The organism is Halovenus rubra (genome assembly GCF_026586665.1).
Classification (GTDB): Archaea; Halobacteriota; Halobacteria; order Halobacteriales; family Haloarculaceae; genus Halovenus; species Halovenus rubra.
In genome coordinates this window covers 1-14,952 of the sequence record NZ_JAODIY010000015.1, presented here as the reverse complement: position 1 = coordinate 14,952, position 14,952 = coordinate 1, and the positions used below count along the sequence as shown (strand labels likewise).

Annotated in this window: 13 protein-coding genes and 1 pseudogene; 10 read left to right on the top strand and 4 right to left on the bottom strand. The window is 54.1% G+C overall.

The genetic code is table 11. The features are described from left to right. Positions 1 to 531: 531 nt before the first annotated feature. From N5098_RS14205 to N5098_RS14180, 6 genes are all read left to right on the top strand, one after another. Entirely contained in the window at positions 532 to 663 is a 132-nt protein-coding gene (locus N5098_RS14205) for a hypothetical protein (protein ID WP_257301197.1), read from the top strand. 4 nt (positions 664 to 667) lie between these two features. After that, positions 668 to 1,690, top strand: a complete 1,023-nt coding sequence (locus tag N5098_RS14200) for a YeiH family protein (RefSeq protein WP_257301196.1) — start codon at positions 668 to 670, stop codon at positions 1,688 to 1,690. A 43-nt stretch (positions 1,691 to 1,733) separates the two neighbouring features. After that, positions 1,734 to 2,471: a helix-turn-helix domain-containing protein gene (locus tag N5098_RS14195; protein ID WP_257301195.1), complete on the top strand. Its 738-nt coding sequence runs from the start codon at positions 1,734 to 1,736 to the stop codon at positions 2,469 to 2,471. A gap of 55 nt (positions 2,472 to 2,526) precedes the next feature. After that, a complete protein-coding gene (locus tag N5098_RS14190) occupies positions 2,527 to 3,402 on the top strand; it encodes a sulfurtransferase (RefSeq protein WP_257301194.1) in 876 nt (291 codons plus the stop codon). Between the two features lie 136 nt (positions 3,403 to 3,538). Beyond that, positions 3,539 to 4,462 (top strand): NADP-dependent oxidoreductase, encoded by a 924-nt coding sequence (locus N5098_RS14185; protein ID WP_257301193.1) that lies wholly within the window; start codon positions 3,539 to 3,541, stop codon positions 4,460 to 4,462. A 173-nt stretch (positions 4,463 to 4,635) separates the two neighbouring features. Then, entirely contained in the window at positions 4,636 to 5,802 is a 1,167-nt protein-coding gene (locus N5098_RS14180) for an MFS transporter (RefSeq protein WP_257301192.1), read from the top strand. A 160-nt stretch (positions 5,803 to 5,962) separates the two neighbouring features. Here N5098_RS14180 and fni read toward each other — a convergent pair whose 3' ends face one another. Next, positions 5,963 to 7,042 carry a type 2 isopentenyl-diphosphate Delta-isomerase gene (fni, locus tag N5098_RS14175; RefSeq protein ID WP_257301191.1) on the bottom strand — a complete coding sequence of 360 codons (1,080 nt, stop codon included), beginning with the start codon at positions 7,040 to 7,042 and terminating at the stop codon, positions 5,963 to 5,965. A gap of 295 nt (positions 7,043 to 7,337) precedes the next feature. On the opposite strand from fni, the gene N5098_RS14170 reads away from it, so the two are divergent. The 3 genes and pseudogenes from N5098_RS14170 to N5098_RS14165 all read left to right on the top strand — a co-directional run bounded on the left by N5098_RS14170 (position 7,338) and on the right by N5098_RS14165 (position 8,438). Next, on the top strand, positions 7,338 to 7,655 hold the full coding sequence (locus N5098_RS14170) for a hypothetical protein (RefSeq protein WP_267638543.1): 318 nt from the start codon (positions 7,338 to 7,340) through the stop codon (positions 7,653 to 7,655). Between the two features lie 48 nt (positions 7,656 to 7,703). Then, a pseudogene (locus tag N5098_RS17645) lies at positions 7,704 to 8,005 on the top strand (PadR family transcriptional regulator); the annotation flags it as partial. Between the two features lie 112 nt (positions 8,006 to 8,117). Next, positions 8,118 to 8,438, top strand: a complete 321-nt coding sequence (locus N5098_RS14165) for a DUF6788 family protein (RefSeq protein WP_267638542.1) — start codon at positions 8,118 to 8,120, stop codon at positions 8,436 to 8,438. A 184-nt stretch (positions 8,439 to 8,622) separates the two neighbouring features. On the opposite strand, the gene N5098_RS14160 is transcribed toward N5098_RS14165, so the two are convergent. Next, positions 8,623 to 9,477: a transposase gene (locus tag N5098_RS14160; protein ID WP_267638540.1), complete on the bottom strand. Its 855-nt coding sequence runs from the start codon at positions 9,475 to 9,477 to the stop codon at positions 8,623 to 8,625. Positions 9,478 to 10,090: 613 nt separating this feature from the next. On the opposite strand from N5098_RS14160, the gene N5098_RS14155 reads away from it, so the two are divergent. Then, entirely contained in the window at positions 10,091 to 11,380 is a 1,290-nt protein-coding gene (locus tag N5098_RS14155) for an orc1/cdc6 family replication initiation protein (RefSeq protein WP_368408028.1), read from the top strand. 580 nt (positions 11,381 to 11,960) lie between these two features. On the opposite strand, the gene N5098_RS14150 is transcribed toward N5098_RS14155, so the two are convergent. Together N5098_RS14150 and N5098_RS14145 are read right to left on the bottom strand one after the other, a co-directional pair. Next, positions 11,961 to 14,126, bottom strand: a complete 2,166-nt coding sequence (locus N5098_RS14150) for a type B DNA-directed DNA polymerase (protein WP_267638538.1) — start codon at positions 14,124 to 14,126, stop codon at positions 11,961 to 11,963. Positions 14,127 to 14,386: 260 nt separating this feature from the next. Continuing rightward, positions 14,387 to 14,797 (bottom strand): hypothetical protein, encoded by a 411-nt coding sequence (locus N5098_RS14145; protein ID WP_267638537.1) that lies wholly within the window; start codon positions 14,795 to 14,797, stop codon positions 14,387 to 14,389. Between the last annotated feature and the right edge of the window lie 155 nt (positions 14,798 to 14,952).

Genomic DNA, 14,952 nt, shown 5'->3' with positions numbered 1-14,952 from the left:
CTGTCGTTGTGTCTGCGTCTCGTTATTGCGATCACCAACTACGAACGAGGAGATAATCCGGGAAGCACGATCATCACGGTGTGACAAGAGTTCTATGACACCCTCTGTGTGGATTAGAGGATGTTGGCTCACATCCTAAGATTGGATCCTCTCAACAAGAAGCAATCGAAGTAGAGAGATCTCTGACCGCCGAAGATAGTAGCGGCAACAATGAGAAAATCCTGTCATTGGAAGTCGGGATTGAGGCTCTCAATGCATGTGTTCCCCATAGCGTCCCCGCCCTTTCTATGAGCATTTTCTTAGTGTCCGCAACTCGGTTTGATCCCTACACCGAACATCATCAACCACTCGGATGGGATGCTTGGGAGGGAACACCTTTCGACCGTACTCAGTTTTTCCACTTACTCTGCCTCCTTCCATTCGTGAGCCTTCCATCTGAACGGGTTCGAGAATCCGCTCAATTGTCGTTCGACAATTTTGTCCTACGACAACCGAACTCTCATTCGATTCCTCCTCCGAGAAAGTGACACAGTGACCAACACCGACCACGTCTCCGAAACGCTCACCCAGTGGTGGATGACCCTCGAAAGCGGCTGGCAGGCAGTCCTGCTCGGTTTCCTCGCACTCCTGGTCGTTTCTATTGGCGTTCCGATCCCGTGGTGATCGAATGAACCGAACGCTCTTCCCCAGCCTTGCGCTCCTCGTCGGGATCGGACTCACCGGACGGCTCGTTGCCACTGTCATCCCGGTGCACCACCTCATCATCACGATAGCCCTTGGACTCCTCATCGGGAATCTGTATGGGATTCCGGACTGGGCGCAGACTGCCGTCGGAACCCACAAGCTCTGGCTCGAACTCGGCATCGTCGTCATGGGTGCGAGCGTGGCGCTTGACCGCGTCATCGCGGCCGGGCCGGCGATCCTCTTGCTCGTTGTTGCCACGGTCATTACGACCATCGTCGTCATCGAACTCCTCGCACGGATCGTCTTCGTCATCCAAGAGGAAACCGGCTCTCTTCTCGCCGCCGGTTCGAGTATCTGTGGCGTGTCGGCTGTCGTCGCCATCGCCGAGAGCATCGCCGCTGACGATACCCGTATCGCGTACGCCGCTGCGACCGTCCTCCTTTTCGATGCGACGACTCTCTTCGTCTATCCGCTCATCGGCCATGCACTCGGTCTCTCCGAGACTGTCTTCGGCATCTGGGCTGGGCTGACGATGTTCAGCACTGGACCTGTCACCGCTGCTGGTTTCGCATTCTCGAAGACTGCTGGTCAGTGGGCGCTCCTCGTGAAACTCACTCGAAACTCCTTGATCGGTTTCGTCGCCATCGTCTACGCCATCTACTACGCCCGCACAACCGCTGAGATCGAATCGAAGAGTGTCACGGCGGACGGTGGAACTGCTGGAAGCGCCGTCGAGTGGCGATCCCTCTGGGACACGTTTCCGAAGTTCGTCCTCGGCTTTCTCGCCGTGCTGATAGTCGCGAACCTCGGCTTTCTGAGTAGCGCGCAGATCACTTCGCTGTCGAATCTTTCCGACTGGGCGTTCCTCATCGCGTTCGCTGGACTCGGGCTCGAAATTCAGCTCGAAGATCTCCGATCCACGGGGTACAAGCCGGTTCTCGTGGTGCTCACCGGCCTCGTGATCGTCGCGACTGTGATGCTCTTCGTCGTACAAGCGCTGTTCTGAGAAATCGGGAGCGCTTTTGTCGAGCGACAATTATCGACGTACAATGCGGGAGTTCACGTTTGCTATCGATTACGAGCAGGGTGCCGATCCTGTGATGGATGTCTTTCTCAAGCACTCGACGCTCAGCGCGCACTCGCTCGACGCAGTCGTCGACGAACACGCCTTCTGGCGGATGGAGCACGTTACCGGTCCCGAGACGGCTCTCGACCGTCTCGAAGACATCCGGTTTGACGACAGTTGCTGTGGGGAAGCAATCACCGAACAGGGGTGCGCGGCAGAACGTCATCACGACGTCGTGGAACGTACGACGAACGAGCTCATCCTGTACTCGTACCTGGCGGATATCCGTCAGTGTGAGTCCGTTCACACGCTCGCCGGGAAGCATCTGCCCGATGGACTGATTTTCGAGACCCGGCGGCACGAAGAGACGTGCTGGTGGCGTGTTCTTATGCGCTCGGACGAGAAAATCGGCATCTTCTACGATGAACTCGGAGCGAGACTCCACAACGGGCTCTCGTTCAAGATGGGCCACCTCCGGGATGCCAGCGAATGGCGACGGGAGCAGATGACGGGTGTCAATCTCCCGGAGGAGCAGGAGATTGCACTCCGCACAGCTGTCTCAGCGGGGTATTACGATCCGCCACGGGAAACGACACTTGACGAACTTGCTGTCGAACTCGGCATTCCCCGGTCGACGCTCTCCTATCGGCTCCGACAAGCCGAGTCGAAACTCATCCACCGCTACGTCGATCGGGACGAACCCACGCGGTGGCTCGAATAGCTCCGTCGGTGTGTGACAGCAGGAGATTAATGCGTGCGCCGACTAATCCCCAGATATGACTACTTCTTCCACCGACGCAGTTGTCTCCGTCGGGTGGCTCGTCGACCGACTTGACGAGGTGCAGAAAGACGACCCATCGATACGTGTACTCGAAGTTGACATCGATCCCAGCAACTACGAGCACGAACATATCCCCGGTGCGAGCAAGGTCGACTGGCGAACCGACCTTCAGGACCCGACGACCTTCGATGTGCCGTCCGAAGCGGCATTCGAAGAACTCCTGGGTGCGCTTGGCATTTGCCCTGATTCGACGGTCGTCATCTACGGTGATATGATGAACTGGTTCGCCGCGCACGCCTACTGGCTCTTCACGTACTACGGGCACGCAGACGTCCGTCTGCTCGACGGAGGACGGGGTTTCTGGGAGGAGCGCGATGCGCCGCTCACGACCGAGGTGCCGGAGTTTACGTCGCAGTCGTACGCGGTCGATGAGAACCAGCCGGACATCCGAGCTGACCGTCCCGATGTCATGGATGCGATCGAGAGGGAAACGGCACTCGTCGACGTGCGAACACCCGAGGAGTACCGTGGTGAGATACTCGCCCCGCCCGGATGGAATGAGGGCGTCCAGCGTGGTGGGCATATTCCCGGTGCGCGTAATATTCCGTGGAATCAGGTCGTCGAGAGTACCGGCTGCTTCAAACCTGAAGACAAACTCCGATCAATGTACAAAGAACACGGTATTGACGAAACCGAGGACGTGATCACGTACTGCCGCATCGGTGAGCGGTCTGCACTGACATGGTTTGTTCTCCACGAGGTGCTCGGATACGAGGACGTCCGGAACTACTACGGGTCATGGGTCGAGTGGGGGAACACAGTCGGGGCACCGATTGAGAAAGGCCAACGTGCGGCAATCAAACGAGAATAAGTCGGTTTTATAAATATTGCTGACAGCAGATTCTCTGAGATCGAGTGGTCATGATGAAGAGCGGTTAAGATTCTGTAGCTCGGACTCACCTACTGAGGAATGATTCCAAGTGACGGATAGAATGAAGGCTGTTCGTATGCACGAGTTCGGTTCGCCGGATGTCCTCAGATACGAGGATGCACCCCGTCCGGACCCGCTCGATGATGAAGTGCTCGTTCACGTTCACGCAGCGGGCGTCAATCCAGTCGACTGGCGGATTCGTCAGGGAATGCAGATGGTGTCGATGCTGCCCGAGAATCCGTTTCCACTCATTCTCGGGATGGACGTTTCAGGCGTCGTCGAGGAGGTCGGCGCGTCAGTTACCGAATTTGAAACGGGTAATGCAGTGTTCGGTGTCAATGGGTTCCCGGAGTTAGGTTCCTATGCGGAGTATTCGGCCACATCTGCCGAGCAACTAGCCCCGAAGCCCAAATCGCTCGATCACGAGGAGGCAGCTGGCGTGCCGGTCGTCACGCAGACCGCCTGGCAAGCGTTATTTGAGTATACTGATTGCACGGCCGATCAGCGAGTTCTCATTCACGGTGCAGCCGGTGGTGTCGGACATATGGCCGTCCAGCTGGCGAAATGGAAGGGGGCCGACGTAATCGCCACGGCGTCGGGATACAGCGAAGACTATCTCCGGAAGTTAGGCGTCGACGAGTTCGTGAACTACCGCGAGGAGCGCTTCGAGTCAGTGATTGACGATGTCGATATCGTGGTAGATACAGTCGGGGGTGAAATCCCAGCACGCTCAGTCGACGTGCTCAAGGAAAATGGGGAGCTCGTTTCAGTCGTTGGACAACCATCCGGAGTGCTCACCAATAACCGCGACATCGATGTACAGGTGGTAAGTGGACGGTCGAATTCCCCGTCGCTCCTAACCACCATTAGTGAACTAATCGATGTTGGGGAAGTGCGCCCCACGATTAGTGCCAAATTCCCACTCGAAAATGCGGCACATGCACACGAAGTAGGTGAGACCGAACACGTACAAGGAAAACTCGTTCTCAGCGTCACGTGAATCGACGTATCCGTAGAAGTGAGATCCACAGTCAACATCGGGTGAATCTGCTACTTCACTCAATCTTGAACAGGCAACAGAATTAGAACTATTTCTCCAATACCGATCAGCGTGACCACCGCCCTGTAGCGAATGACTTACAGGGTGCAATCACCGAGAAAGTAATAGAACGAATGGAATGGATACGGAAACTCCGAAACTCGCCGGCAGCAGCCGTGATTTTCGCGTGTACGCTCGTCGCTGTCATGGGTGTCTCACTCATCAGTCCTGCACTCCCAGCGGTGCAGGAAGCCTGGAACATTTCGGAGTCACAGGCCAGTTTCTTGTTGTCCGCGTTCACGCTTCCTGGGATATTTCTCACACTCCCCATCGGGCTGCTGTCCGACCGAATCGGTCGGAAACCGATTCTAATCCCGGCGCTCATCGTCTTCGGACTCAGTGGAGGCGGCATTATCGTCATCTCTGATTTCACGCTGGTTCTTGTACTGCGAGCGATCCAAGGTACGGCGAGTAGTGCGGTCGTGATGCTCACGGTTACACTCCTCGGAGACCTCTATTCCGGTGAACAACGACGTGTGTTGATCGGTGCCAACGCGGCGATTCTTGCGGTGGGTGCTGCTGGCTATCCGCTACTCGGCGGTGCGCTCGCAACAATCGCTTGGTCGGCTCCCTTCGCGTGTTTCCTCCTCGCGTTACTCGTCGCTGTACCCGGCATAACCTTGCTCGAGGAGCCAGAACGCGACGAGAAAAACGTGAATTCGAGTATCCGTCAATTCCTCACTGGCTCTACACCGATGACTCCCTTTCTTGTACTCTATCTAGCAATCTTCGGTATCTTCGTCATCCTCTATGGCGCACAACTCACCGCTGTTCCGTTCCTGCTCGCGAATGACTATCACCTCTCTTCAGCGGGTATCGGCCTTCTCGTGGGATTGCCTGCGGTCACGATGGGACTGACCGCAATGCAAGGTGACCGAATCCTTCAAGTACTCACAAGTTTCCAATCGATCGCGCTTGGATTCGTGAGTTACGGGATCGGACTCGCCGTCGTAGCTCTCGCGGACTCCATCTACGTGGTTGCTGGCGCACTCCTTCTATTCGGGCTTGGCCAAGGGCTTGCAGAGCCGATTACGGATACGGCACTCAACGAACGAGCACCGGACGAATTTCGCGGGAGCATTATGAGTATTCGGACGAGCGTTCTCAGACTCGGTACAACCATCGGTCCGCCGCTCAGTGTCGGGGTTGCAACGGTGTTCGGCTATCGTCAGACACTGTTAGTGTCTGGTGCCGCTGCCTTCTTCATTGGAGTAACGTGGTTCACGGTGAGACGTTTGTAAATACTCAAAATTACTTAGCAGAGTGACCACCATAGAACAGTTTGCATATCTTTCACTTTCGGAAAATAGTAAATACAGGTTGAATAGTTATCGGAATAGAACCCCCTCCTATCCCGATGTGTTCACACCTGTCCTGCTAAAAGCTGTGAATACGGTACTACTATCTACTGATTCGTTGTTCCACATACCCGCGCGTTTCTCCCTGTAACACATATTCCACCTGCTGAAGTTCGTCAATCGAACCCGAACCTGTGACGAACATTGCTGTCCGCAGCTCGGCGATCAGATCCTCGACTCGTTCGATAACAGCATCCGGCCCGTCTGTGGCTGGTTTCAAGAACGGTTTCGCTAGTCCGCCGGCATGGGCACCTAAGGCAATCGCTTTTGCCACGTCCAATCCCGTCCGTACACCGCCACTCGCAATTACGCAGTCATGTTCACGAACACACTCGATTGTGCTCGCAGCGGTCGGGATTCCCCACTCTCGGAACAAAGTACCGATTCGTTTTTGTCGCGGCGCGTTTGCGGCCGCTGCACGGTAGGCTTCGATCCCAGACCACGTGGTACCGCCTTTTCCAGCGACATCGATTGCGTCAACTCCTGCTGCAGTCAACGTTCGAGCGGTCTCTCCGGAGATTCCGTTGCCTGTTTCTTTGACAATTATCGGCACCGAGAGTGCTTCAGATACTCGTTCGATCGCAGCTAAACAGTTCCGCGCATTGACGTCGCCTTCCGGTTGGGCGGCTTCCTGAAGGAAGTTTAGGTGGACTGCGAGTGCGTCTGCGTCGATCATCTCGACTGCCCGCTCGACCATTTCGAGGTCGTACTCCCTGAGTTGTGCAGCGCCGAGATTCCCGTAGATGAACGCATTAGGTGCGACATCGCGAACGATAGTATACGATTCGAGGACGCGTTCGTCGTCGAGTTCGAGGCCTGCTCGCTGGCTACCGAGGCCCATTGCGATACCGGTCTTGCTGGCGGCCCGGGCAAGCGCCCGATTAATTTCCGTAGTGTTGTGGTGACCACCAGTCATGCTCTCGATGAAGATCGGAGCAGATAGATCGTGGCCCAGAAAGTCGATGGACAGGTCGATAGCGTCGTAATCGAGTTCCGGGAGCGCGCTATGGACGAGCTGGATGTCTTCGAAGCCTGTACCTGTAGTTTCGACGTCTCGATTCTGAACAATTTGAAGGTGGTCGTCTTTTCGATCTTCAGTCTCCGAGGAGTCCTGCACCGTCATTATTCTAACTTGCAAAAGAGGCGGGAAAACAGTATTGTTGCAATGATTTGGTTCTATTCTGGGTTCCACAAAGCGAAAATATCTCCGGTTCGCTATGTTTCTATCTTCATCATTAATATTGTGAATAATATTTCACTAGGCAGGGGTGGCAGTAATAAGTTTGTAGACCTACTTATTGACAATTTCACCAGAAATGGATATAATCAACACTGTTGGGAGTGTTCTATGACACCCTACAATATTAGTAGATCAAATGATCCAAACTTCTTTGATGGTAACTCAATATTCCAGATGTATGGTTACATTTCCTCCCGGTGACGATCAATCGGTTTGTGCTATCTGTGAAAATCCGTTTGAAGAATACGATTCAGAGTTTGCATCCAACTACGCGAATCTGGTCTGTGAAACATGTGATGAGAAGGCAGTTACGAAGCACGGCACAGAAGAAGTGACACGACCCGCGAATGAAACAGAAGGTAATCCAGTTTATATTGATGGTCATAAATGCTGGCGACGGTATCGGTTTGGAGGACACATTACACGACTCGATGAGTACGACTGTGAGTCAGTCGAAGAGTTTCACAAACAGCATCGAGGAGACTTCGTAGACTAGTTCGGTGTCTGGCTTAACGTCCGTCACGCAGTTTAACGAACATTCGTTCAGTCCCCTTCAATGTTCAAACTCAAGGAACACAATCCCAGCATGAGCGACGCGACCGCCTTCAAGCACATCTAGAAGCTTATCGACGCCAGCATCGTCAAGGCGGTCTCCCTAGACCACAACCAGAACCGGTAGGCGTATTCTTGGAAGTTCTACGGACTCAGGGAGGAGGTCCGAAAGTTCATAGAGGAGCACAATCTGATCGGTGCGGGGGGATCCCCCAGCAGATCGCCGACACCATCTCCGTCAAGCCCGAGAAGATGGTCAAGTGCGAGAATGTGCCTCGGCTTGACGACATCTAACGTCACATTCTATTTCTGGGTGATTTGCTACTCGTACTTTGCAGCCCGCACTTGGTTAACCAACAAATCTATGCCATTGCGTGCTTTGTTGGTTAACACAAGGTGACCGCTAATGTCCTACGAGCCACCGACGCCGCCGGCGGAACTCCCGACAGATATCGTCAACACACTCAACGGCTACCCTGCAGACCGACTCCAGAACATCGCACGCTACGCCGAGGAATTAGCAGAACACAAAGCTCGCGAGACTCGCCTGGAGGAGTCGGACGAGGACGAACTCGACAATCCCCCCGACGACCTCCCAGACGATGTCCCCTCGAAGGCCACAATCACAATCAAGGAGATCAACGACAATCGTTACTACTACTGGCAATGGCGGGAAGGTGACAAAGTGAAGTCGAAGTACAAGAGTCCAGTTAATACAGACGAATAAAAACACCTCATCACACACCCCGTGTGTCAAGTGTAAATGTGCCGAATTCAGTTTCGAGAGGTCTTTAAAATAGACTTTACATATTAGATGTGGGCTCCAGACCGGTGAAGATGAAGTTGGGCCCCGAGAGATTATGTGAGAAATGAATTGAGTAACTAGGTTAGAGGGTGTCATAGAACACTTCTCACACCGTGATGATCGTGCTTCCCGGATTATCTCCACGTTCGTAGTTGGTGATTGCGACGACGAGGCGAAGACACAGAGCGAGGAATACCTGCGCTCGTGCGTGGACGCGGCCTCGGGCGTGCGTTCGCCCGAGGCCGCAGTCCTTGACTGATTCATTGGTTCGTTCGACTCCTGTCCGGCGGTTATACGTCTCGTCTAGCGTCGATTGCTTCAACTGCACGTCCTCGCTGTGTTCTTCAATACGGTCTTCGACTCTGTACTCGATGTCTTTCGGGTCGTCAGTGTTTCGCGCGTTGTACGGAGCGACTGGCACGACCCCTGCGGCCAGCAGGTGGTCGTGCCAGTCGAGCGTGTCGTAGGCGCTATCACCGATCATCCAGATCGGCTTGGCGACGGCGAGCGCGTCACGCGTGACGCGCATCGCCGTCTCTTCTGGTGCTTGCTTACTCTCTGTGAACTCTGCCGCAATCGGGATCTTTTGCCCGGTCGAGACGATTGTACAGCCGTAGCCGTAGTAGTACTCTTCGTNGTGTTCGAGATCGGTGAGGAAACGATCGACCGCGTCTCTCGACGGCGGTCGATCGAAGCCACAGCCAAGCCAGACAACCGTATTGTGGAGCTCTCGTGCAACAGGGCGGATACCGTAGATATCCTTGTAGTAGCAGTGGAGGAAGCCACACATCATCTCTGGTGGCTCGTGCTCTCGTGTTCGCCCCGTCTCCGCCGGGGCGAACACGTCGAACTCTTCGAGAAACTCGAAGGAGAGATGCTCAAACAGCGCTAGCGTCTCGGTCTCCACGACATTGAAGAACGTCTCTACCGAAGGATCATCTTGCAGGGTCGCTGAGGCCATACCATCTCAGCATTCACCCTGCTCTTTGGTGTGGTAATCGTTCTATGACACCCTCAGGTTAAACAAATATACTCAGTATACGAAATGAAATTCGCGGATTGAGCACGAAAAAATCGGATATTGTTACGGTTTTCACTTCGATGGCGGGGGGTGTTCGCTCCGTAGTTTACACTTCGATGATGGGGGGAGTCCAGACGCACGGCTTGCATTCCGATGACGGATAGTGGAAGGTACACCTGCGATTATAGCTGCTCAAATTCCACGAAGCGCAGCGTCTCTTCGTTACACATCGATAATGGGGGGTCTCTCGCTGGATATACTTCGGTGTCGGTCACATCGAAGGAGTAGTAGAACTAAGAATTCTGGCGTTATATTGAATTCTGAGGCCGAATAAACATCGACGGAGGTTAATCTTTTTAATGCTTCGGCGTACAGCAGACATATGGCCGGGAGTAATCAAGATGGGGAAAATCAATCAAGCCTTGATGAAGAAGGTGATTCTAAATCAAACAGAGAACAAATAGAGGCCGTCCGAGAGGCTGGTACCAGAGACGAGAGTCTAGATCAAGACGAAGTATCTAGCGAAGATGATGCTCAACAATCAATCCGAGATATGCTCAACGATGAAGGAGAGGCATCTGTCTTCGTTAACCGCGATCTTGTCGAACCAGACACAATTATCGATGAGGAGCGAATCGTCGGTCGCGACGACCAACTGGAGTCAGTAGTCTCATTTCTGAAGCCAACGCTCCAAGGGAACCGTCCGCCAAATATGCTGCTGTACGGTCCCGCCGGAACGGGAAAGTCGCTCATCATCGGGGCCGTCACAAAACAGATTATCGAACTCTGCCAATCCAAAGGTGAGTACTTCGGCGTTGTCGATATCAACTGCCAGCCGATTAATACCCTTGATCAAGCCGTCTACGAACTCGTCCAGACCGTCGCGAAGGACGTTGGTACGGAAGTCGGCGTACCAGAGACCGGCGTATCGACGAAGCGGAAGTATCGACGTCTGTACGAACTAATCAACGAGCACTACGATTCGGTCATCTTCATTCTTGATGAGATTGATCTTCTAGTTGGTCGGCGGGAAAACGACGAACCTGCGTACTCGAAACTACTCTATCAGCTATCACGAGCGAGCAACACGAATGAAATTGAAGGCCGCGTGTCCGTCGCTGCACTAACGAACGATCCGAAATTTATGGAAGACATCGACGGGCGTGCCGAGAGTTCATTCAATCCACGTGACGTTTATTTCCCAGACTACGATGCGAATCAGTTGCGCGAAATTCTCCAAAATCGACGTGATGCATTCCGTCAAGACGCACTAGAAGATGACGTGATACCGCTCGTGGCAGCGTTCGCTGCGCAGAGTCACGGTGACGCACGAAAGGCAATTGATCTGTTCCGTGGAGCCGGCGACCTCGCGGACGAACGGGGGGACGAAGAAGTGACCGAGGATCACGTTCGAGACTCCCAGGAAGAAATCGACAAGGATCGGTCACTGAAACTCGTAGAGGGGCTTACAACTCAAAAGAAAATTTCGTTGTATGCGACTGCGGCAGTCGCCTATTACTCGAACCGGACAGGCAGTTCCGTCCCAAGTCCTGTCGGATTCAAGGTCTATCAGTGGGTGACAAACGATCTCGATGCCGACCAAATGACCCGAGAGACGTACGTCAAGTACGTCAAGGAACTCTCGACGTATGGATTAATCTCGACATCTCGAAAGAGCCGTGGACGAGGAGGCGGGATGTACATGGAGTTCACATTTACAGGCGATCCAGAAGCGATGATGACCCGGATCATCGATGACACCCGTTTTGAGGGAATGGCCAATCAAGAAGAACTCCTACGGTCAGTCGTAAATGCACAATTGAAGGAGTTCCACGAACAGTAACATCGAATCGGGCACTGATACTCGGACCACACCCCCCGTGTTCGATGTGTAAAGGTTGGTGAGAGAATGGCCGAGAGAGTGCCGACCAAATCATCAGCGACATCAATAGCGATCCTTTTCACATCGATCAATTCACCTCTAGTCGATTTAGATAGACGATCACGCAACCCCCACCCCCCGTCATCGAAGTGTAAACGGCAGGGTGGAGAGAAGAGACTCTGTGAGCAAAAGCATAAAACTGGACGATAAGGGCCGTAAAAGGATCAGTAACGAATAGAATAGGACATAGGGAGAAGAGTTAGCCGAAGATAATAACGTCGCTTAGTCGGAGTTTTTCTCCTCCTAACACTTGCATTTGTTTCCAGTACGGTTTTGATTGTTACGGCTTACATATAAAACTTCGTCAGACGATATACGTTCCTCATGAAAATATAATTCTAGCTGCTGAATCCGTCTTCTTCATGTCTACGGCTTTGTTGATCGTTCTCACGTTCTCACCCCTTTACCCTCTCACTGTTTTACACATCGATGACGGGGGGAGGGAGTATAGCTGTAAGTACGTAAGTACTCTCGACGACAGTCATTTATTGCTGGTTCTCGGGAAGTCTGTCAACTCCAGTTCACGGCTTTCTGAAAGCTCTCGCCGAATTTCCGTCTGGTCCCAGCCAAGCGGTGACAGCACACTCTCGACAGCTCTGATGAGTTGCGTCTCGTAGTACGACACATCGTACGACTCTATCTTTTCGTGGGCCAACGCGACCCGTTCTCGTGAGCCTTTCTCGTCGTCGACGACTACGTACTCGATGTCCTGTCCCGGGTGGATGGCGAGGTCCTGGTCCCGAGCCCGCTTCAGCGCCGCCACGTTCTGTGTGTTCTTCGTGTACCCTTCCAGCGGCTTGGAGACACGATTCCGTTCGACGAGGTGTTCGACTGGGACTGTTCCAGCATGGAGACGCGTGACGGCGTCCTGAAGACGATGAAGTACCGCGTCAGGCGAGCGGGTCGCATCGAACTGTTCGAGACAGTCCCGCTGGACCTTCTCGATAAACAGCGGCGTTGAGCGCTGCCGGGCTTCGATACCTCTGATCTTGAAGTTGTCTTCCCCAGCGACCTTTCCGAAGTACTTCGTCAACGCGCCGGCGTCGCTCTTGCGTTGCGGGACGAACGCGACCCAGTCGTAGTGGGTTTCGTGTTCGAGCCGAATCTCGACGGTCTCCGTGATCTCTGTCGCGAGCACCTCGAGGTTCTCGTGGTCATCGTCGTCGACGTTGGGATCGGGCGTCACCCAGATGGAGTCGACGATGCCATGGACGACACGCCACCCACCGGCCTCCAAACGTTGCTTCGCCGCTAACAAAATTTCGCGAGCATACGCGTTGATCGCCTCGTGGCACTCGATCCGGCCGAACTTCGCATTACTGAACCCCTGATACCCGAAGCAGGCGACGAGAATCCACTTCAGCGCACCCGACCGTCTCTCGAGTTCCGCCAGTCGTTCCTCGTCGGGCTCCCCACGCTGTTGTTCACGACGGATGGCCGTCTTGATCTCGTCGCGAGCATCGATGATGGGTTGGAGGACGTCGACGAGATAGTCCCGCTCGTCACAGATCGAATACCCGAGACCAGGGACGTCGTCGCGGTCGCTGTGGCAGTCACACCGGATGACGTCGGGCGAGACGTTCCGGGTACAGATGATGTTCGGATACAGACTCGAAAAGTCGAGTTCGTGGACATCCTCGTGGACGCCAACCTCGGGAGCGAAGATGAAGCCGCCGCGGTCGGAGTCGTGGAGCGTCCCCATTTCCTTGTAGAACTCGTGGCGCCAGGAGTTCCACGGTACGAGGACGCCACGGTTGTGTGCTTCACAGATCTGAATCGCAGTCAGCACGTTGCCGATGGATGCCCACGCCAGCTCTTGGATGGGCTTTTTCGACCGTGACATGAGGTCAAGGACGCCGTCGAGATTCGTCTCTCCGTAGAAGAACGTGTTCGACTCGTCGATGATCGCCCGGCCGGGCACGTTGTACCGCGCCGGCGAGTGGCCGACACGACCGTAGCTTGAGTAAGTTGACCGGCTTGCGAGTTGCTGGTAGTCGACGTCCGGCCACCGACTCATCGAGAAGTCGTCGACGCCGGCGTCTGTCGCCATCTTGTAGAGGGTCGGAACGATTTCGCTCGTCGAGCAGACCAGGACGTCTGGATCGTGCGATTCGAGAGCTGCTTGGACGGCGGTCAGGATCTCCGTCGGTGTGCCGGTGACGGTGTCGCTGGCGACAGACAGTTGCCCGTAGATGTCGTTGCTCGTTTCGTTCACCGGGACACTAAGTCGGAGCGTCGACAACTCGCTCGCTGGCAGTGGATCGATATCGTTCTCCAGACAGTACCGGAACTCTCGCGAGAAGTCCACATTGAAACAGGTGAGGTCACCGACCGGATAGTCGGAGAGCTGGCGTGCCTGCCGAGCGAGTGCAGTGATGCGGTCGGTGTGGGAGACGTCGACCGCGAGGACTGGTTCCTCATCTCGTCGAAAGCCGGGCCGCCGCGAAACCATCTCAGTAACGACGACGTCTGGGTGTTGGTCGTACACCAACTGGAGTGCCGTGAGATCGATGTCGGCGTCGGGATCGCGAGGGGCGACGTAGAAACGCGGTGTATAGTCGTCCCGTTCAGTAGCGACGGCGCCGTCGGCGGTTGTTTCCCACTCCAGAACACGCCCGTTGTTTAGGAAGTCAATGGTGAACGGCATCTGTTAGTCAACAATTTCTAGAACAGCTGAATATCTGATAAGCCACGGCGTGCCGCTTCCGGATTTCAGGTACGAAGCATCAAGAACCCCAAACGGCACTGTAGGCTGCTCTTTTCGTTGGTTTTCCGCTGTTTCCAGAAAGATTTCCGGAACTCATCACTCGCTGTTAACCAACATATCCCTGCTAGCCGACACACTTGTTGGTTAATCCGGGGCGGTAGATTCGACATCTACTGTTGGGATTCGCGACCACATTGCGGTTAATCCAATTGCTGCTTGAGGAATGAAACTAGTGTCTTAATGTCTTCTGATGAGGCGGCTGATTTGCCAAACATACTCTTAAATCGGTGGTCAAGTCCTCCTTCCTCAATGAAATCCTTCGCTGCACTGAGTTGCGATCGAAGCGCTTCTTCGTCACCCCGGTGGAGATGTAATTCAACCTTCTGGAAGTCAATCGCGGGAACCATCGCAAGAACGTCTGCGAGATCAGTTTCTCTGGCACTATGGAGTTTTGCGGCGACCAGAATTTCACCTTCAGCGGCTCTTGCTGTTGTAGACTTTGAACCGCCTGAAATCGTCGTTTCTGCACTATGCTCTCGCAAGTAATCAAATGACCACTCAGCTTCGGTCTGTCGGCAACCCAACCCATTTACGAGAACATCAACCCCCACCGGATGACTCAGTCCCTCCGTCCGTTCGAATAATTCGATTTCGCGGTTATATAGCCTGTTGCACGGTTACAAATTCAACTCAGACCTATCTGACAGCGTTCACTAGCGATAGAAATGGTCACTTTAACTAGATAGGAAGTCGGATTCAAGGTATG

Coding starts and splice junctions, on each gene's coding strand:
- N5098_RS14200 (WP_257301196.1), top strand. CDS start 668: ATGAACCGAACGCTCTTCCCCAGCCTTGCGCTCCTCGTCGGGATCGGA.
- N5098_RS14195 (WP_257301195.1), top strand. CDS start 1,734: ATGCGGGAGTTCACGTTTGCTATCGATTACGAGCAGGGTGCCGATCCT.
- N5098_RS14190 (WP_257301194.1), top strand. CDS start 2,527: ATGACTACTTCTTCCACCGACGCAGTTGTCTCCGTCGGGTGGCTCGTC.
- N5098_RS14185 (WP_257301193.1), top strand. CDS start 3,539: ATGCACGAGTTCGGTTCGCCGGATGTCCTCAGATACGAGGATGCACCC.
- N5098_RS14180 (WP_257301192.1), top strand. CDS start 4,636: ATGGAATGGATACGGAAACTCCGAAACTCGCCGGCAGCAGCCGTGATT.
- fni (WP_257301191.1), bottom strand. CDS start 7,042: ATGACGGTGCAGGACTCCTCGGAGACTGAAGATCGAAAAGACGACCAC.
- N5098_RS14170 (WP_267638543.1), top strand. CDS start 7,338: ATGGTTACATTTCCTCCCGGTGACGATCAATCGGTTTGTGCTATCTGT.
- N5098_RS14165 (WP_267638542.1), top strand. CDS start 8,118: ATGTCCTACGAGCCACCGACGCCGCCGGCGGAACTCCCGACAGATATC.
- N5098_RS14155 (WP_368408028.1), top strand. CDS start 10,091: ATGCTCAACGATGAAGGAGAGGCATCTGTCTTCGTTAACCGCGATCTT.
- N5098_RS14150 (WP_267638538.1), bottom strand. CDS start 14,126: ATGCCGTTCACCATTGACTTCCTAAACAACGGGCGTGTTCTGGAGTGG.